17 protein-coding genes are annotated in these 15,943 nt (G+C 67.2%); 5 read left to right on the top strand and 12 right to left on the bottom strand.

Features of this window, described 5'->3' with window-relative positions; all coding sequences use genetic code 11:
* Positions 1-82 precede the first annotated feature (82 nt).
* Positions 83-385 carry a high-potential iron-sulfur protein gene (locus ACSFBL_RS13200; protein WP_435516234.1) on the top strand — a complete coding sequence of 101 codons (303 nt, stop codon included), beginning with the start codon at positions 83-85 and terminating at the stop codon, positions 383-385.
* 26 nt (positions 386-411) lie between these two features.
* On the opposite strand, the gene ACSFBL_RS13195 is transcribed toward ACSFBL_RS13200, so the two are convergent.
* From ACSFBL_RS13195 to ACSFBL_RS13160, 8 genes are all read right to left on the bottom strand, one after another.
* Positions 412-1,563, bottom strand: coding sequence for a serine hydrolase domain-containing protein (locus tag ACSFBL_RS13195; RefSeq protein WP_435516233.1), 1,152 nt, complete (start codon positions 1,561-1,563; stop codon positions 412-414).
* Between the two features lie 139 nt (positions 1,564-1,702).
* Positions 1,703-1,855, bottom strand: a complete 153-nt coding sequence (locus ACSFBL_RS13190; RefSeq protein WP_435516232.1) for a hypothetical protein — start codon at positions 1,853-1,855, stop codon at positions 1,703-1,705.
* Positions 1,856-1,891: 36 nt separating this feature from the next.
* Entirely contained in the window at positions 1,892-2,878 is a 987-nt protein-coding gene (locus ACSFBL_RS13185) for a Bug family tripartite tricarboxylate transporter substrate binding protein (protein ID WP_435516231.1), read from the bottom strand.
* On the bottom strand, positions 2,875-4,161 hold the full coding sequence (eno, locus tag ACSFBL_RS13180; RefSeq protein WP_435516230.1) for a phosphopyruvate hydratase: 1,287 nt from the start codon (positions 4,159-4,161) through the stop codon (positions 2,875-2,877). The genes ACSFBL_RS13185 and eno overlap by 4 nt, the downstream gene beginning before the upstream one ends.
* A 13-nt stretch (positions 4,162-4,174) precedes the next feature.
* Positions 4,175-5,590 carry a pyruvate kinase gene (gene pyk, locus ACSFBL_RS13175; RefSeq protein ID WP_435516229.1) on the bottom strand — a complete coding sequence of 472 codons (1,416 nt, stop codon included), beginning with the start codon at positions 5,588-5,590 and terminating at the stop codon, positions 4,175-4,177.
* 1 nt (position 5,591) lies between these two features.
* Positions 5,592-6,905, bottom strand: coding sequence for a glycerate kinase type-2 family protein (locus tag ACSFBL_RS13170; protein ID WP_435516228.1), 1,314 nt, complete (start codon positions 6,903-6,905; stop codon positions 5,592-5,594).
* Between the two features lie 17 nt (positions 6,906-6,922).
* Positions 6,923-8,275, bottom strand: coding sequence for a dicarboxylate/amino acid:cation symporter (locus ACSFBL_RS13165; RefSeq protein ID WP_435516227.1), 1,353 nt, complete (start codon positions 8,273-8,275; stop codon positions 6,923-6,925).
* 141 nt (positions 8,276-8,416) lie between these two features.
* Entirely contained in the window at positions 8,417-9,505 is a 1,089-nt protein-coding gene (locus ACSFBL_RS13160; protein WP_435516226.1) for a tartrate dehydrogenase, read from the bottom strand.
* Positions 9,506-9,622: 117 nt separating this feature from the next.
* Here ACSFBL_RS13160 and ACSFBL_RS13155 point away from each other — a divergent pair, with 117 nt between their 5' ends.
* A complete protein-coding gene (locus ACSFBL_RS13155; protein WP_435516225.1) occupies positions 9,623-10,552 on the top strand; it encodes a LysR substrate-binding domain-containing protein in 930 nt (309 codons plus the stop codon).
* Positions 10,553-10,570: 18 nt separating this feature from the next.
* On the opposite strand, the gene ACSFBL_RS13150 is transcribed toward ACSFBL_RS13155, so the two are convergent.
* The 3 genes from ACSFBL_RS13150 to ACSFBL_RS13140 all read right to left on the bottom strand — a co-directional run bounded on the left by ACSFBL_RS13150 (position 10,571) and on the right by ACSFBL_RS13140 (position 12,678).
* Entirely contained in the window at positions 10,571-10,894 is a 324-nt protein-coding gene (locus ACSFBL_RS13150; RefSeq protein WP_435516499.1) for a hypothetical protein, read from the bottom strand.
* Between the two features lie 216 nt (positions 10,895-11,110).
* A complete protein-coding gene (locus ACSFBL_RS13145; protein ID WP_435516224.1) occupies positions 11,111-11,533 on the bottom strand; it encodes a hypothetical protein in 423 nt (140 codons plus the stop codon).
* Between the two features lie 107 nt (positions 11,534-11,640).
* Positions 11,641-12,678: a GlxA family transcriptional regulator gene (locus ACSFBL_RS13140; RefSeq protein ID WP_435516223.1), complete on the bottom strand. Its 1,038-nt coding sequence runs from the start codon at positions 12,676-12,678 to the stop codon at positions 11,641-11,643.
* A 63-nt stretch (positions 12,679-12,741) separates the two neighbouring features.
* On the opposite strand from ACSFBL_RS13140, the gene ACSFBL_RS13135 reads away from it, so the two are divergent.
* Together ACSFBL_RS13135 and ACSFBL_RS13130 are read left to right on the top strand one after the other, a co-directional pair.
* Positions 12,742-13,755 carry a fatty acid desaturase family protein gene (locus tag ACSFBL_RS13135; RefSeq protein WP_435516222.1) on the top strand — a complete coding sequence of 338 codons (1,014 nt, stop codon included), beginning with the start codon at positions 12,742-12,744 and terminating at the stop codon, positions 13,753-13,755.
* Positions 13,756-13,877: 122 nt separating this feature from the next.
* Positions 13,878-14,285 (top strand): DNA-binding transcriptional response regulator, encoded by a 408-nt coding sequence (locus ACSFBL_RS13130; protein ID WP_435516221.1) that lies wholly within the window; start codon positions 13,878-13,880, stop codon positions 14,283-14,285.
* An 8-nt stretch (positions 14,286-14,293) separates the two neighbouring features.
* Here ACSFBL_RS13130 and ACSFBL_RS13125 read toward each other — a convergent pair whose 3' ends face one another.
* Complete coding sequence (locus ACSFBL_RS13125; RefSeq protein WP_435516220.1) at positions 14,294-14,464, bottom strand: hypothetical protein; 171 nt, start codon at positions 14,462-14,464, stop codon at positions 14,294-14,296.
* 370 nt (positions 14,465-14,834) lie between these two features.
* Here ACSFBL_RS13125 and ACSFBL_RS13120 point away from each other — a divergent pair, with 370 nt between their 5' ends.
* The gene (locus ACSFBL_RS13120) at positions 14,835-15,941 is read left to right on the top strand and encodes a calcium:cation antiporter (protein ID WP_435516219.1); all 1,107 of its coding nucleotides are present in this window, start codon (positions 14,835-14,837) and stop codon (positions 15,939-15,941) included.
* Positions 15,942-15,943 lie beyond the last annotated feature (2 nt).

The raw sequence follows: 15,943 nt of genomic DNA, 5'->3' as shown, positions 1-15,943 counted from the left end.
TACGTCGTGCGAGGCGCCGCGCGGCGGGCTCACGCGGATAATCAAAGGCCCCACGGTTCCCACTACACGAAGAAGGTGCCACATGACCTCACGTCGTTCGTTCCTGCAGGTTGTCCCCGTCGCCGGCGCCGCCCTTCTGGGCACCCGACTCGCCCTTGCCGCAGATCTCGACCCGAAGGATCCACAGGCCGCGGCGCTGGGCTACGTCCCCGATGCGTCGAAGGTGGACAAGGCCAAGTTCCCGAAGTTCGCTGCCGGACAGGACTGCGCGTCCTGCCAGCTCTACCAGGGCAAGCCCGGCGAAGCCAGCGGGCCGTGTCCGCTGTTCGCGGGCAAGAATGTGGCGGCGAAGGGCTGGTGCAGCGCTTTCGTGAAGAAGGCTTAGTTCCCGGACTGCCGCCCTGTGGCGATTCAAGCCGCGGGTACAGCCGAGCCGACCTGCTGGTAGACGGCCATCTCGAATCCGATGAGTGTCTCGATGACGGGCATGTCGAAGAAGGGCAGCAGTTGCGTCATCAACACGCCGCCGATGCCTTTCGAGCGATCGATCCAGTAGAACGAGTTGAAGACGCCCGCCCAGTCGCCGGTTCCATTGCTTCGCATGCCCGGCAGGTCGGCCAACGTGAGATGGAAGCCCAGCCCCCACGATTGCGGCACCGGAAGCGCGGGCACGTCGTTCGAGAGTTCGGGCAACGTCGACTTCAGCAGCGCCGGTAGCTGGATCTCGCCCAGGTGGTTCTGCAGCGCCATCTGCACGGTGGCGGGCTTGAGGATGCCGGCGCCGTCGTTCAGCCATGCCTGCACGAAGCGGCCATAGTCCTGCACCGTTCCGTACGAGCCGTGGCCGGCCGCATCCCATTCCGAGGTGGGCGGCAAGTCGAGCTGCGATGGCGCGAGCGTGCCGTCGCCTTGACGCTGCATCACGCGCAGCAGCCGTGCGCGCTGCTCGGCGCTTGGCGCGAAGGTCGAGTCGTTCATGCCCAGCGGCCCGTAGACGAATTCCCGCAGGTAGCTGCCGAGGCTGTGGCCCGAGAGCTTCTCGACAATGAGTCCCAGCCAGTCGGTGTTGACGCCGTACTCCCAGGCGGTGCCCGGATCGTTGACCAGCGGTACCGACAGGCTGCGCTTCAGGCCCGACAGGGGATTCGGCTCGCCCGTCAGCGTGTGGTAGCGGAGCAGCTTCTCGTTGAGGAAGAAGTAGCCCAGGCCCGCCGAGTGCGTCATCAACTGGCGGACGGTGGCCTTGCTGGCGGGGGGTCGAAGGCGTGGCTTGTCGCCGTCGAAGCCGTCCAGCACGGACAACTCGCCGAACGCCGGCAGGATGGATTCGACCGTGGCATCGAGGCCCAGCCGCCCTTGTTCGACGAGCTGCAGCGCCGCCGTCGTGGCCACTGCCTTGGTCATCGACGCGTTGCGGAACAGCGTGCCTTCGCGCGCTTCGCCGGCAGCATGGTGGAACAGCTGCCCGTTGCGGTCGACCACGACCGCCGACACACCATGCAAGGCGCCCTTCGCGACAGCGCCGTCCAGCAATGCCACGATGGCCGAACCATTGAATGCCATGATCGTCTCCGTTGTTCGAGGTGATGGGCCGCGCGCGGCATCCCGCTGGCACGGACGGGAGATTCTGCGCCTAACAGGCAGGACGGAGCTACCTGCGGCCGGCGTCGTGCCGGCTTCCATCGCCGTCGTGCCGAAGGCTTCAATCGGGGAACGTGACGACGGGCGGATGGGGAAGCTTCCCTGGCGGCACATAGTCCGGTGCCGGAGCGCCCTTGGGCCCAAGCGTCCGGATATAGAGGTAGGCGCCGCGCAGGTCTTCCTCCTTCATCGCCCGCAGCGTGAAACAGGGCATGGGCGGCCGCATGTCCTTGCGGCGCGCGATCGTGAGTCACTCGATGGCTACCTTGGCTTCCTTCACCAGCTTGCCGTATTTGGTCGTGTCGTCCTTGATCTGAGTCGCCATGCGGAGCGGCGTGTCACCGACCGGCTCCGCGCCGATCTCTTCCATCCGCTTCCTGAATTCCGGCGACTGGATGATCTTCACCATCTCGGCGTTGAGCTTCGCGATCACCTCCTTGGGCGTGGCGGCCGGTGCCAGGATCCCGAACCACGTGCCCTGGTTGAAATCCTTGATTCCGGCTTCGGCCAGCGTCGGCACATCGGGCAAGGTGCTCGATCTCCTGGCGGTGGTCACCGCCAGTGCACGCAGCTTGCCGCCCTTGATGTGCTGTACCAGCGGCGTCAGCGTGTCGAACGACATGTCGACCTGGCCGCCCAGCAGGTCGGTAGTGAGCGGCGCGCTGCCCTTGTAAGGCACGTGCAGAAGCTCGACGCCCGCGATGCTGGAGAACTGCGTCCCGATCAGGTGCTGCACCGTGCCGTTGCCGTTCGATCCGTACGACAGCTTTCCGGGGGAGGCCTTCGCCAGCGCCACCAGGCTCTTGACGTCGGTGGCAGGCGACTTGGCACCGACCACCAGCACATTGGGCACCATCGCGACCGTGGTGATCGGCGCGAAGCTCTTCTCGAAGTCGTACGGCAGCTTCTTGTAGACGCTGGTGGCGATGGTGTGGTGCACCGCGCCCATGAGCAGCGTGTAGCCGTCCGGCCTGGCCTTCGACACGTAGTCGGCGCCGACCGTCGCGCCGGCGCCCGGTTTGCTCTCGACGATCACGGGTTGGCCGAGACTCTGTGACAGCGGCGTGGTGATGGCACGCGCGAGCGCATCCGAGCTGCCCCCCGGTGGAAACGGCACGACGAGCGTGATCGGCTTGGAAGGCCACGTCTGCGCCGCTGCAAGCGACGCGGCAAGTCCGAGGGCGATCGCCGTCAAGGCATTGCGTGGACCGAAGGGGCGGGATGTCGATGTCTTCATGCTTGTCTCCTCATGGGTGTGGTGCAACCTGCGAAAACCGCCGCGGCGCCCAGCTCGGCCTCGATGAGCAGGAGGCGGTTGTACTTGGCCATGCGGTCGGAACGGCACAGCGAGCCGGTCTTGATCTGCGTCGCGGCCGTGCACACGCTCAAGTCGGCGATGGTGGTGTCCTCGGTCTCGCCCGAGCGGTGCGAGACGACCGCGGAATAACCGGCCTTGTCCGCCATCGCGATGGCGGCGAGCGTCTCGGTCAGGGTGCCGATCTGGTTCGGCTTGATGAGGATCGAGTTGGCCGCGCCGCGCGCAATGCCGTGCTGCAGGATCTCGGTGTTGGTGACGAACAGGTCGTCGCCCACCAGCTGCACGCGACGGCCGAGCCGGGCGGTCAGCAGCTCCCAGCCGTCCCAGTCGTCCTCTGCCATGCCGTCCTCGATGGTGACGATGGGATAGGCATCGACCCAGCGCGCCAGGTAGTCGACGAACTGCGACGAATCGAAACGTTTTCCTTCGGAGGCGAGTTCGTACAGGCCACCCTTGTGGAACTCCGAACTCGCGACGTCCAGTCCCAGGGCGATGTCCGTCCCGGCCTTGAAGCCGGCCCGTTCGATCGCGGCAAGAATGACCTCGATGGCCGCCTCGTTCGACGGCAAGTCCGGCGCGAAACCGCCTTCGTCGCCGACCGCGGTCGACATGCCGCGACCCTTGAGCAGGCTCTTCAGCGAATGGAAGACCTCGACGCCCCAACGCATCGCTTCGGAGAAGCGCGGCGCACCGACCGGCACGATCATGAATTCCTGCATGTCGACGTTGTTGTCGGCGTGGGCACCGCCGTTGATGATGTTCATCATGGGCAGCGGCAGCACCGGCTTGCGATCGCCGCCGATGGAGCGGTAGAGCGGCTCCCCTCTGGAAGCCGAAGCCGCCTTGGCCGCCGCAAGCGAGACCGCGAGGATGGCATTCGCGCCCAGCCGCGACTTCGTCGGGGTCCCGTCGAGATCGATCATCACGCGATCGATGGCCGCCTGGTCTTCGGCCGCCCGGCCGATCAAGGCCTGGCCAAGCTCGCCGTTCACATGACCTACCGCCCGCATGACGCCTTTGCCGAAGTACCGTTTCGGATCGCCGTCGCGCAGTTCGATCGCTTCCCGCGCACCGGTGGAAGCGCCCGAGGGCGACGCGGCGAAGCCTTTCGCGCCGTCCGACAGGACGACCTCGGCCGCCACGGTGGGATTGCCGCGGGAGTCCAGGATCTCGAAGCCCCGGACGTGTTGGATGGATGCCATGTCTGCTCCCGTTTCAGATCTGCGCGATGCGCAGGAGGTTGGTGGTGCCGGAGGTGCCGAAGGGCATGCCGGCCGAGATCACGATGGTTTGCCCGGAAGCCCCGAAGCCTTCCTTGAGCGCGGTGCGGCAGGCGAGCTCGCTCATCTCCGGCACGTCCACGACTTCATGGCATAGCACCGCGTGCACACCCCACGCAAGCGCCAGCCGGCGTGCCGTGGCGAGCCGGGGCGTCATGCCGATGATGGGAGCGCGCGGGCGCTCGCGCGCCATGCGCAGTGCCGAGTAGCCGGAGCTGGTGTAGGCGACGCTGGCCGCCGCATTGAGCAGGCCCGTGATGTCCCGCATCGCGGAGCCGATGGCATCGGCGGTGCGCGCGAGCGGTTCGGCACGCGAGGAGTCGATCGCGGCGCGGTAGTTCGGATCGCTCTCGGTGTGCGTGATGATGCTGCTCATCATCTTCACCGCCTCTACCGGATAGCGCCCGCTGGCCGACTCCGCCGACAGCATGACCGCGTCGGCGCCTTCGTAGATCGCGGTCGCCACGTCCGAGGCTTCGGCCCGCGTGGGGACCGGCGCGGTGACCATCGATTCGAGCATCTGCGTGGCGACGATCACCGGTTTGCCGGCACGTCGGCATGCGCGAATGATCCGCTTCTGGATCGACGGCACCTGCTCGGCCGGCATCTCGACGCCCAGGTCGCCGCGCGCGACCATCACGGCGTCGGTTTCGGCGACGATGGCGTCCAGCGAGGCGATGGCGGCCGGCTTCTCGAGCTTGGCGACGATGCCCGCGCGGCCGGCGACGATGTTCCGGACTTCGATGACGTCCTCGGGCCGCTGCACGAAGGACAGCGCCACCCAGTCGATGCCGAGCGTCAGGCCGTAGGCGAGGTCGGTGCGGTCCTTCTCGGTCATCGCGGAGAGCGGCAGCACGACGCCGGGCACGTTGACGCCCTTGCGGTCCGACAAGGTGCCGCCGTTCACCACGCGGGTGTCGGCGTAGTCCTTGCCGAAGCCTTCGACGCGCAGGCGAAGCCGGCCGTCGTCCAGCAGCAATTCCGTGCCGGTCTCCAGCGCCGCGAAGATCTCGGGGTGCGGCAGGGCGACGCGCTCGATGTTGCCCGGTGACTTCGTGTCGAGATCGAGCCTGAACGGCGTGCCCTCGACCAGGGTGACCGGACCGCCGGGAAAGGTACCGATGCGCAGCTTCGGCCCCTGCAGGTCGAGCAGCACGCCGATGGGCCTGCCGCTGTCGCGCTCGATCTCGCGGATGAGGTCGAGCCGGCGCTTGTGGTCCTCGTGCTTGCCGTGGCTGAAGTTCAGCCGGAACACATCCGCGCCGGCGTCGAAGAGCGCCTGGATGGTCTTGCGGTCGTCGCTGGCTGGCCCGAGGGTCGCCACGATCTTCGCTTGCTTGCTGCGTCGCATGTCAGTTTCTCCTGGATGCGCCATCGGTCCCGCCCGCAGCGGATGTGCCGGCGGTGATCACGATCGCGCGAAAGTCGTTCACGTTGGTGAGGGTCGGGCCGGTCACGACCGAGTCGCCGAGCGCCCCGAAGAAGCCATGGCCGTCGTTGTCGTCGAGGTGCGATCGGGGCCTCAGGCCCTGCTTCCATGCGCGGTGCAGCGTGTCGGGCGCCAGCAGCGCGCCGGCAATCTCTTCCTGGCCGTCGACGCCGTCCGTGTCGCCGGCCAGTGCATAAATGCGCGGCTCGCCATTCAGTGCGATGCCGAGCGACAACAGGAACTCGACGTTCCGGCCACCGCGTCCGCTGCCGCGCACGGTGACCGTGGTTTCGCCGCCGGAGAGCAGCACGCACGGCCCCGGCATCGGCTGGCCACGCCGCGCCACCTGCAGTGCGATGCCGGCCATCGTCTTGGCCACGTCGCGGGCCTCGCCCTCGATGGCGTCGCCCAGGATGTACGGATGCAGGCCGGCATCCCGGGCGACGGCGGCGGCCGCTTCGAGCGCCATCTGCGGTGTCGCGATGAAGCGGGTTTCGATCTCGGGCAGCCGCGCATCGCCCGCCTTCAGGGTTTCACCCTCGCCGCTTTCGAGCAGCGCGCGCGCCCGTGGCGGCACGTCGATCGCATAGCGATGCAGGATGTCGAGCGCGTCGGCGCAGGTGCTCGGATCGGGGACGGTCGGCCCCGAGGCGATGTCGACCGCGTTGTCGCCGGGAACGTCCGACAGCAACAGGTTTAGGACGCGCGCCGGCCGGCAGGCCGCTGCCAGCCGCCCGCCCTTGATGGCCGACAGGTGTCGGCGCACGCAGTTCATCTCGCTGATGCTTGCGCCGCTCGCCAGCAGCGCGCGGTTAAGGGCCTGCTCGTCGGCCAGGGTGAGCCCGGGCAACGCCAGAGGAAGCAGCGAGGAGCCGCCACCCGAGATCAGGCACAGCACCAGGTCGTCGGCGGTCAGTCCTTCGACGGTCGCGAGCAGCCGGCGGGCCGCAAGTTCTCCGGCAGCGTCGGGTACGGGGTGGGCCGTCTCGACGACCTCGACGCGTTCGCAGGGCACCGCATAGCCGTAGCGGGTCACCACCAGCCCCGAGAGCTTGCCGGGCCAGTGATCCTCGACGGCGCGGGCCATCGCTGCCGAGGCCTTGCCCGCGCCGATCACGACCAGCCGTCCCTTGGGCGGCGCCGGCAGGTGGCGGGGGACGCACAGCGCGGGTTGCGCGGCGGCGATCGCGGCGTCGAACATCGCGCGCAGCACGCTGCGGGGGTCTGCGGGGTTCATGGCGGCAGTCCTCCGGCTCAGGCCGCGATCCGCGCATCGGCCAGCTCGACGCGAATCGGCTTGATGTTGCTGGCCTCGTCGTCGCTTTCATAGAGCCCGTCCAGGTCCTCCGGATCGCTCTTGCCGTCGAGCACCTGCGTCAGGCGCTGGCGGTCCACCGCACCGACCCAGCGGGCGATGGCGATGGTGCCCACCGCGTTGCCGATCGTGTTGGTGATCGACCGCGCCTCCGACATGAAGCGGTCCACGCCCAGCAGCAGCACCATGCCGGCGACCGGAATCTTGCCCATCGAGGCGAGCGTCGCCGCCAGCGTGATGAAGCCGGAGCCGGTGACGCCGGCCGACCCCTTGGACGTGAGCAGCAGCACGCCCAGGACGACGAGCTGGTCCATCATGGTCAGGGGCGTGTTGGTGGCCTGGGCGATGAAGATCGCGGCCATCGTGTAGTAGATGCACTGGCCGTCCGGGTTGAAGGTCAGTCCGGCCGGCACGACCAGGCCCACCACCGGCTTCGAGACGCCGGCATGCTCCAGCTTGCGCATCAGCTGCGGCACCACGGACTCGGACGAGCTGGTGCCGAGCACGGTGAAGAGTTCGTCCTTGATGTACTTCAGGAACTTCCACAGGCTGAAGCCCGACAGCCGCGCGATGAAGCCCAGCACGACCGCCACGAACAGGAAGCAGGTGATGTACATCGTGCCCATCAGCTTGCCGAGCGCCACGATCGAGCCCAGTCCGTAGGCGCCCACCGTGAATGCCATCGCACCGAAGGCCGCCAGCGGGGCCAGCCGCATGATCATCCCGACGATCGAGAACACGCCGTGCGTGAACGAGTCGAGAAAGTCCACCACCGGCTTGGCGCGCGGCCCGATGTGTGAGAGCGCGATGCCGAACAGGGTCGAGAACACCAGGATCTGCAGGATGTCGTTGCGGGCCAGCGCGTCGATGACGCTGGTCGGCACCAGGTGCATCACGAAGTCGATGAAGCCCTCGGACTTGGCGCCCGCCGCGGTGTAGCTGGCGATGGCCTTGGTGTCGAGCCGCGCGGGATCGATGTTCATGCCGTTGCCGGGGCCGACGACGTTGACGACCAGCAGGCCGAGCGCCAGGGCGAAGGTCGACAGGACCTCGAAATAGATCAGGGCCCGCACGCCGACGCGGCCGAGCTCCTTCATGTTCTCCATCCGCGCAATGCCGAGCACCACGGTGGCGAAGATGATCGGTGCGAACACCATCTTGATCAGCTTGATGAAGATGTCGCCCAGCGGCTTGAAGTCGCCGGCGATGTGGGGTGCGAAGAAGCCGAGGGCCGCACCGGCGAACACGCCGACGAGGACCTGGACGTACAACTTTCCGAAGAAGCGGCGCATGATTTGTCTCCTGGTGGATGTGTGGGCACGAGTTCGCCCCTGCAGCGCTTGGCGGCTGCTTCGCGATGAGAGGCGGCGCGTGCCGTCCCCTGGTTCAGGGAAAAGGCCCGGCCGCTCTGGGCCGGCCGGGCTCGGGCGCAGTCAGGCGGCCTTGCGTTGCGCGGTGCCGGCGACCTGCTCGCACACGGCCCTGGTGACGTCGGCGGTGGTGGCCTTGCCGCCGAGGTCGCGGGTGTGCAGCGACTTGTCGGCCGTGACCCGCTCGATGGCCTGCATGACGCGGCGGGCGGCATCGGCCTCGCCGAGGTGCTCCAGCAGCATCACAACCGACCAGAAGGTGCCGACCGGGTTGGCGAGGCCCTTGCCCATGATGTCGAAGGCCGAGCCATGGATCGGCTCGAACATCGACGGATAGCGGTGCTCGGGATCGATGTTGCCGGTGGGCGCGATGCCCAGGCTGCCGGCCAGCGCGGCGGCAAGATCGCTCAGGATGTCGGCGTGCAGGTTGGTCGCGACGATGGTGTCGAGCGATGCCGGGTTGTTGATCATGCGGGCCGTCGAGGCGTCGACCAGTTCCTTGTCCCACTTGACGTCCGGGAACTCCTTGGCGATCTGCACCGCGATCTCGTCCCACATGACCATCGCGTGGCGCTGGGCGTTGCTCTTCGTAATGACGGTCAGCAGCTTGCGGGGCCGCGACTGGGCCAGCTTGAAGGCGAATCGCATGATGCGCTCGACACCGGCGCGGGTCATCATCGACACGTCGGTCGCGGCTTCGATCGGATGGCCTTGGTGCACGCGGCCGCCGACGCCGGAGTATTCGCCTTCCGAGTTCTCGCGAACGATGACCCAGTTCAGGTCGTCCGGGCCGCAGCGCTTGAGCGGGCCGTCGATGCCGGGAAGGATGCGCGTCGGGCGCACGTTGGCGTACTGGTCGAAGCCCTGGCAGATCTTCAGGCGCAGGCCCCAGAGCGTGATGTGGTCGGGGATGTGCGGGTCGCCGGCGGAACCGAACAGGATCGCGTCCTTGTCGCGGATGGCGTTCAGGCCGTCGTCGGGCATCATCACGCCGTGCTGGCGGAAGTAGTCGCCGCCCCAGTCGAAGTTCTCGAACTCGAACTTGAAGCTGTTGCTGGCCGAAGCCAGGGCTTCGAGCACTTGCTGGCCGGCGGGCACGACTTCCTTGCCGATGCCGTCGCCGGGAATGGTTGCGATCTTGTACGTCTTCATGGCTTTGTCTCCGAGGGGTGGTGGTGAAGGGGTATGGGTACTGTAGAAACTCGACGCCCCTTCGGCTCGGCGCTAAAGTGAATCCATTGTTAACCTGGATTCAACAGTGGAGCGGCCATGACTTCTGCGATCCTGCCGGCGGACCTTGGCTTTTTCTCGACGCTGGCCAGCGCCGGAAGCCTCAGCGCGGCGGCGCGTGAACTCGGCGTCACCACGCCCGCGGTGAGCAAGCACCTGGCGCTGATGGAGTCGCGCGTCGGCGTGTCGCTGATCAACCGGTCGACGCGCCGCATGAGCCTGACGCCCGAAGGCGAGGTGTACCTCGAGCACGCACGAAGGATCCTGGGCGACATCGACGGCATGGAGGAGCTTCTCGGGGTGTCGAGGGCGACCCCGAAGGGCCTGCTGCGGGTCAACGCCACGCTCGGCTTCGGGCGCAGTCACGTCGCGCCGCTGATCTCCCGGTTCGTTCGCAAGTACCCGGACGTGGAGGTGCAGTTCCAGTTGTCGGTCAACCCGCCGGCGCTGACCGAAGACCTTTTCGATGTCTGCGTGCGCTTCGGCGCGCCGCCGGACAGCCGGGTCATCGCGCGGCACGTCGCGGCGAACCGTCGCCTGCTGTGCGCGGCGCCGGCCTACCTGGAGAAGCATGGCACGCCCAGGGTGCCGAACGACCTGACGAAGCACAACTGCATCGGCATCCGCCAGGGTGAGGAAGCCTACGGCGTCTGGCGACTGGCCAGCGGGCGGGGCCGCAGCGCGCATACCGAGGCCGTCAAGACACGCGGGAACCTGGCGACCAACGACGGCGAGATCGCGGTCAACTGGGCGCTCGACGGCCACGGCATCCTGATGCGGGCCGAGTGGGACATCGAACGCTTCCTGCGCAACGGCCGGCTGGTGCAGGTGCTGCCGCAGTACTTCACGCCCGATGCGGACATCTACGCGGTGTACCCGCAACGGCACCAGCTCGCCGCCCGGGTCCGCGCCTTCGTGGACTTCCTGGCGTTGACGTTCACCCAGCGGGCGGCGGCCGCCAGACCCTAGCGCAGGCGCAACGCGCCCTCAGAGCGGCTTCGACAGCATCTTGAGCCCCAGCCAGGCCGTGGCGATCACCGCATTCACCGACACGCTCAAGGCGCTCGGCACGTAGAACAGCGCCGAGACCGCCGGCGCGGCCATCTGGATTTCGACAATGCCGCCCAATCCGTACAACAGCACGGCGCACCACAGCCAGCGTCGCATGTAGGTGAGCAGCCAATGAGCCTGGGTCTGGTTGTGACGAAAGGCGGCCGAGCGCTCCAGCAGGCTGCCTCGCGAGACGTCCATGAAGAGCCACTCGAAAAAGAAGTAGCGGTAAAGGAGAGTACGGAAGGTCAGCTCATGCACGATCCATTTCCTTCTGACAGCGGTGCTTTGTCCCAGTCGTTTTTTCCACAGCGTATCGGAAACACCGCCGCCCCCTGAAGGCCGGCCGTACAGCGACTTTGCCAGGATGGGCATCATCGCCTTCGGCAGCGCCTCCCGGGCGATCTGTGCCATACCGGCTTCAGGCTACGCCACTCGTTCATCGGCCGCATCCACCATCCGGCGGGTGCCGAACGTCTACCGGCCCAGGCCGATGAGGCTCCACACGATCGCCACGAGCTGCGCGAGGTTGATCAGGATCGCGGTGACGTGCGTCCGGCGGAATCCCGGGATGGCGTCCATGTAGTTGGACTGGATCTGCGCGCCGAGCGCGTCCATCTTGGGAATGACCTTCCTGCGCAGGACGACGGCAATCAGTGCCAGCGCCCCGGCACCCCCGGCGAGGGCCAACCGGCCCGCCACCGCATAGCTGATCCCCGTTGCAGTGGCGGTGATGAACGCGGCGACGTAGTAGATGTTGAAGAAGCCTCGCACGAATCGGGCGTCGAGCGGCGTGTCGTGCTTCAGGATGAGAAGCGGGATGGAGCCCATGATGAAGTAGGCCGTCGTGACGAGGAGTGCCACGGTAAAGCCCAGGGCTGCAAACATGGCAGCAGACATCTTGATTTTTCCTCCAGGCGTGGGACTTGGAACCCCGCCGGTCGGCGAATTATCGACGCCGGTTTGCTGGCAGTCACTGGTGGCAGCCCTGCCCCGCGCCGTCGGATTCAGGGCCGTACGGGCCGCCGCTGCCCGACCGCATGCTCCAGCCGATGGCGACGGGGCGCCTTGCCGCGCGCCGCCGCAAAGGCGCGGCTCAGGGCGCTGGCGCTCGCATAGCCGCACTCGCGTGCGACGTGGGCCAGGGGCAGGCGGCTTGTGGTGAGCAGATGGTCCGCGCGCTCCAGTCGCAGATTCGCCACGTACTGCCGCAGGTTGAAGCCGACGGCCGCCACGAAGCGGCGGGACAGGCTGCGTTCGCTCAGGCCGGCGTGCTGCGCCAGTGCGGCGAGGCTTGGCACCGGATCCATTTCCCGTTCGAGTATTTCCTGCACCGCGAGCACCTGGGGGTCACCGTGGCCCTTGTACGGGGCGCTCCACAGCGCGAGCTTGTTGTCGGCAGGCAGCACCTCGGTGCTGGTGTGGCGCAGGAAGCGGCGTGCGCGCTGCACGCCGAAGAATCGCTCGATCAGGTGGGCGCAGGCATCGACCGTGGGGCCGATGCCGCACACCGTGACGATGTCGGCCGCGGCCACGATCCGGCGGGTGGACTGGTAGCGAACTTCCGGAAAGCGCCGCTGGATGATCGATCGCTCGCTCAGCAGCCCGGTGGCCTCGCGCCCGTCGAGCAACCCCGACTTGGCCAGCAGCAGTGCGCCCCCGAAGCTCACCAGCAGTGCGCCGGCGGCGTGTTGCCGGCGCAGCCAGTCGCCGTACGCCGCATCGTCTTCGGTCGTCTCGGCGGCCGGTGCGAACTGGGCGGGCACGACGACGACGCGGAAGTCCCCTGCCCTGCCCAGCGTCAGGTCCGGCGTCAGCGGCAGGCCGCCTAAGCTGATGACGCGGGCCTTGCTGCGCGCCACCAGCCGTACGTCGAACAGCGCGTTCGCGGCAATGTCGTCGTTGCGCGCCACCAGGGTCCCGGCCGCCTGGAGCAGGTCGCGCACCAGCAGCACCGATCCTGCCCATGGCCGGTCGGGGAGCAGGATGGCCACGCGCACCGGGGCAGAGGCTCCTGCGTTCATGTCATCAATCTGGCGCTTCATGACAACAGATTCTGCGCGCTCCCTGATTCAATCGGATCATCGAAACCGCACTGGATGTTTCCAATGAATGACGTACGCAAACTGCTGGACCGCGAAGAGTTGTTGCTGCTGCAGCGCAAGTCCAGCTGGAAGGCCGCCTGGATGCTGGCGGTTAACTGGAGCCTGATCGTGGCCAGTTTCGGCCTGGTCATCGTGTGGCCCGGCGTCGCGACCGTCGCACTTGCCATGCTGGTGCTGGCAGGGCGCCAGTTGGGGCTCGGCATCCTCATGCACGAGTGCGCGCATCGCTCCTTCACACCTTCGCGACCGCTGAACGACTGGATCGGCCAGTGGCTGTGCGCCGCGCCGGTGTTCGCCGACCTGACGATCTATCGCAGCTATCACATGACCCACCACGTAAAAACCGGCACGGCGGATGACCCGGACCTGCCGAACTACCGTGGCTACCCGGTGAGCGCGGCTTCGCTGGGTCGCAAGGTCCTGCGCGACCTGCTCGGCCTCACGGGCCTGAAGGCTGCTGCCACGCTGGCCGTGCTGTATGCCCATGCGGAGCCGGAGAAGCTGCGCTTCGGCTACGCCTACAAGAAGCTGGGGGCCGAATCCGCGACGACGGGCGGCGGCGCGCCGGGCCAGCGAGGCCTGCGCCATCTGCTGCGAAACGCCCGCCGCATCCTGCTGGTGCACGCACTCGCGCTCGCGCTGCTGTGGGCTTGTGGCCACCCCATGGCCTATCTGTTGTGGCCTGCGACCTGGCTGACCACCTACATGCTGATCAGCCGCATCCGCAATGCCGCCGAGCATGGCGCGCTGCCCGGCACCATGAGTCAGGACATCTGGTCGAACACCCGCACGGTGCGTGCGGCCTGGTGGGAGCGGCTCCTGTTTGCACCGAACTTCGTCAACTACCACGTGGAGCACCACCTCGCGCCCACGGTGCCCTCGTACAACCTGCGCCGCATGCATCGGCTGCTCCGGGACAAGGGCGCCCTGCAGTCGGCCCACATCGCCAGCGGCTACGTGCAGGTCGTCCGCAGCCTCGTCGGCAAGCGCCGGACCGACTTTGTGACTCGCTCCTGAGCGAGCCCCGCGACGGGTACGTACGTGGCGGTGCGTGTCCGCCGGGATGGACGTCAAGTCGACGCACGCTCACCATCTGCAGTGGAAAGGGCCGACAAGGTGGCACGCCCGGCGACGTGCCGATGGCATCCTTGCGTCGGACACAGCGTGCCTTCTTGTCGAAGCTGATACCGACCACCGCCTACGTCGTTGTCGACGATCCGCATGACCGCGCATGGATCGCATCGGCGCTCGCGTGTGACCTGGTGGACGCCGTGACCTTCCCGAACGATGAGGTCGCGGAGCTTGCGAAGTTGCCGGTCGGGCCGGGCCACTGCCTGATCCTCACGGCCGACCAGGACGGAGCCGCGACGCTGCAACTGGTGCGCGAACTCAGGCAGATCGGCAATGCGCTTCCGATCATCGTGCTGGGTCCGCACAGTGCGTTCCGGACCGCGGTGGAGATCGCACGGCTGGCGGCGACGGACTTTCTCGAACGGCCTATCAGCGTGCGACAGTTGCGTGCGGCCGTACGCCGGGCCTGTTCATAGGGCTTGCATCATCGGAGCGCCGAAACGTCCAGCCCTTGGAGCGTCTGGGCGGCCTCCTGAAAGGCACACGTGTCGTCGACTTCGATCGCCGCGGCCATGTTCTGCAACGTCACGTCGATCCGACGCACCTGTTCGAGGTCAACGCGGAGCTGCGGACGAATTTCGGCCCACAGCAGCATGATTTCCGCGAAGTGGGCCCTGAATCCGTCGCTCCACGCGGGGTACGCGTCCGGGGAAGTGCCAACTGCCACGACGATGCAAGCCGCAAAGTCATTCAGGCTTTCAAGAAACCCCACGAGCTTCCTCTTGGTTGTTGCTTGTCGCAACTTTAATCAGTTTGGCTTCAACGCGCCCCGCCGGCTTCGGTGCACATCATCGCGATCCCAAGCGGTCAGAGTCTCCTGCTTCGCCGTTCTTGGTGCAATTGCCCTTTGGGGCAGAGATGCCGGCGCGATCAGTCAGGAATCGCTCAGGTTTACAGGCACGCGCGGCGCCGGTAAAAGCCATGGGCCCCGCACCCTGCGCGAGGCAACGCATGCGGAGCGAGCCATGATCCTGATCGCGCGTCTTGCCATTGCATGGGCTACGGTGGCGCTGTTCTTCGTCCTTGGCGATGCATGGCTGGCCGAGCCCGGCTCGGGCCTGCGCGCGGCCGCGCTCTTTGTCTGGCTGTTCGCGCTGATCCTCTGGTGTGCGTTCGGCGTGGTGGCGCGGGCGGACCACCTCGCCGGGATCCTCGGCGAGCCGCTGGGCTCGCTGGTGCTCACCCTGTCCATCGTGATCATCGAAGTCGTGCTGATCGCCGCTGTGGCGCTTGGCAGCGAGGCCACGCCGACATTGGGCCGCGACACCATGTTTGCCGTGGTGATGATTGCCCTGAACGCCGGTGTCGGGCTGGCCCTGCTGCTGGGTGGGCTGCGGCATCGCGAACAGGACTACAACCTGCAGGGCGCCGTGGCGTACCTCGCAGTGATCATCCCGCTGTCGTCGATCGCGCTGATCCTGCCCAACTTCACGCAGGCCGTGCCGTCCGGGAGCCTCACGACGCTGCAGGCGGGCTTCTTCTCGTTGTTCACGATCCTGCTGTACGGCATCTTCCTGCTGATACAGACGCGGCGACACCGGGGGTTCTTCACCGAGGCGCGTGCGGAACGCATCGCACATGGCCCGACACCGGCGTCCGCGAAGCGAAGTGCTGCCGGCGCCGCGATCGTGCGCCATACCGTCCTGCTGCTGATCACGCTGCTGCCGATCGTGCTTCTGTCGGGGCGTCTCGCCACGTTGATCGACCACGGCACCGCTGCGCTCGGCGCGCCGCCCGCCCTGGGCGGCGTGCTCATCGCGGTGATCGTCTTCGCGCCCGAAGGCATCACCGCGCTGGTTGCGGCGCGGGCGAACCAATTGCAGCGCTCGATCAACGTGTGCCTCGGCGCCGCGGCCTCCACCATCGGGCTCACCGTGCCGGCGATCCTCGTCATCGGGCTCGTGACGGGCAAGACCATGATCCTGGGTCTCGACCCGACCGGCATCACCTTGCTGGCCCTCACCTTGATTCTCAGCACGCTCACCTTCTCCGGGCCGCGCACGACCGTGCTCGAAGGCGCCGTGCACCTGGTCGTGTTCTTCGTGTACGTGGTCCTGATCTTCAGCCCTTGAAT

Origin of the sequence: Variovorax glacialis, from assembly GCF_051216375.1 — a bacterium.
GTDB lineage: Bacteria > Pseudomonadota > Gammaproteobacteria > Burkholderiales > Burkholderiaceae_C > Variovorax.
Note: the sequence above shows the minus strand (reverse complement) of the source record. Positions and strands in the feature narration are given on the sequence as shown.

Coding starts and splice junctions, on each gene's coding strand:
- ACSFBL_RS13200 (WP_435516234.1), top strand. CDS start 83: ATGACCTCACGTCGTTCGTTCCTGCAGGTTGTCCCCGTCGCCGGCGCC.
- ACSFBL_RS13195 (WP_435516233.1), bottom strand. CDS start 1,563: ATGGCATTCAATGGTTCGGCCATCGTGGCATTGCTGGACGGCGCTGTC.
- ACSFBL_RS13190 (WP_435516232.1), bottom strand. CDS start 1,855: ATGCCCTGTTTCACGCTGCGGGCGATGAAGGAGGAAGACCTGCGCGGC.
- ACSFBL_RS13185 (WP_435516231.1), bottom strand. CDS start 2,878: ATGAAGACATCGACATCCCGCCCCTTCGGTCCACGCAATGCCTTGACG.
- eno (WP_435516230.1), bottom strand. CDS start 4,161: ATGGCATCCATCCAACACGTCCGGGGCTTCGAGATCCTGGACTCCCGC.
- pyk (WP_435516229.1), bottom strand. CDS start 5,590: ATGCGACGCAGCAAGCAAGCGAAGATCGTGGCGACCCTCGGGCCAGCC.
- ACSFBL_RS13170 (WP_435516228.1), bottom strand. CDS start 6,905: ATGAACCCCGCAGACCCCCGCAGCGTGCTGCGCGCGATGTTCGACGCC.
- ACSFBL_RS13165 (WP_435516227.1), bottom strand. CDS start 8,275: ATGCGCCGCTTCTTCGGAAAGTTGTACGTCCAGGTCCTCGTCGGCGTG.
- ACSFBL_RS13160 (WP_435516226.1), bottom strand. CDS start 9,505: ATGAAGACGTACAAGATCGCAACCATTCCCGGCGACGGCATCGGCAAG.
- ACSFBL_RS13155 (WP_435516225.1), top strand. CDS start 9,623: ATGACTTCTGCGATCCTGCCGGCGGACCTTGGCTTTTTCTCGACGCTG.
- ACSFBL_RS13145 (WP_435516224.1), bottom strand. CDS start 11,533: ATGTCTGCTGCCATGTTTGCAGCCCTGGGCTTTACCGTGGCACTCCTC.
- ACSFBL_RS13140 (WP_435516223.1), bottom strand. CDS start 12,678: ATGAAGCGCCAGATTGATGACATGAACGCAGGAGCCTCTGCCCCGGTG.
- ACSFBL_RS13135 (WP_435516222.1), top strand. CDS start 12,742: ATGAATGACGTACGCAAACTGCTGGACCGCGAAGAGTTGTTGCTGCTG.
- ACSFBL_RS13130 (WP_435516221.1), top strand. CDS start 13,878: ATGGCATCCTTGCGTCGGACACAGCGTGCCTTCTTGTCGAAGCTGATA.
- ACSFBL_RS13125 (WP_435516220.1), bottom strand. CDS start 14,464: ATGCTGCTGTGGGCCGAAATTCGTCCGCAGCTCCGCGTTGACCTCGAA.
- ACSFBL_RS13120 (WP_435516219.1), top strand. CDS start 14,835: ATGATCCTGATCGCGCGTCTTGCCATTGCATGGGCTACGGTGGCGCTG.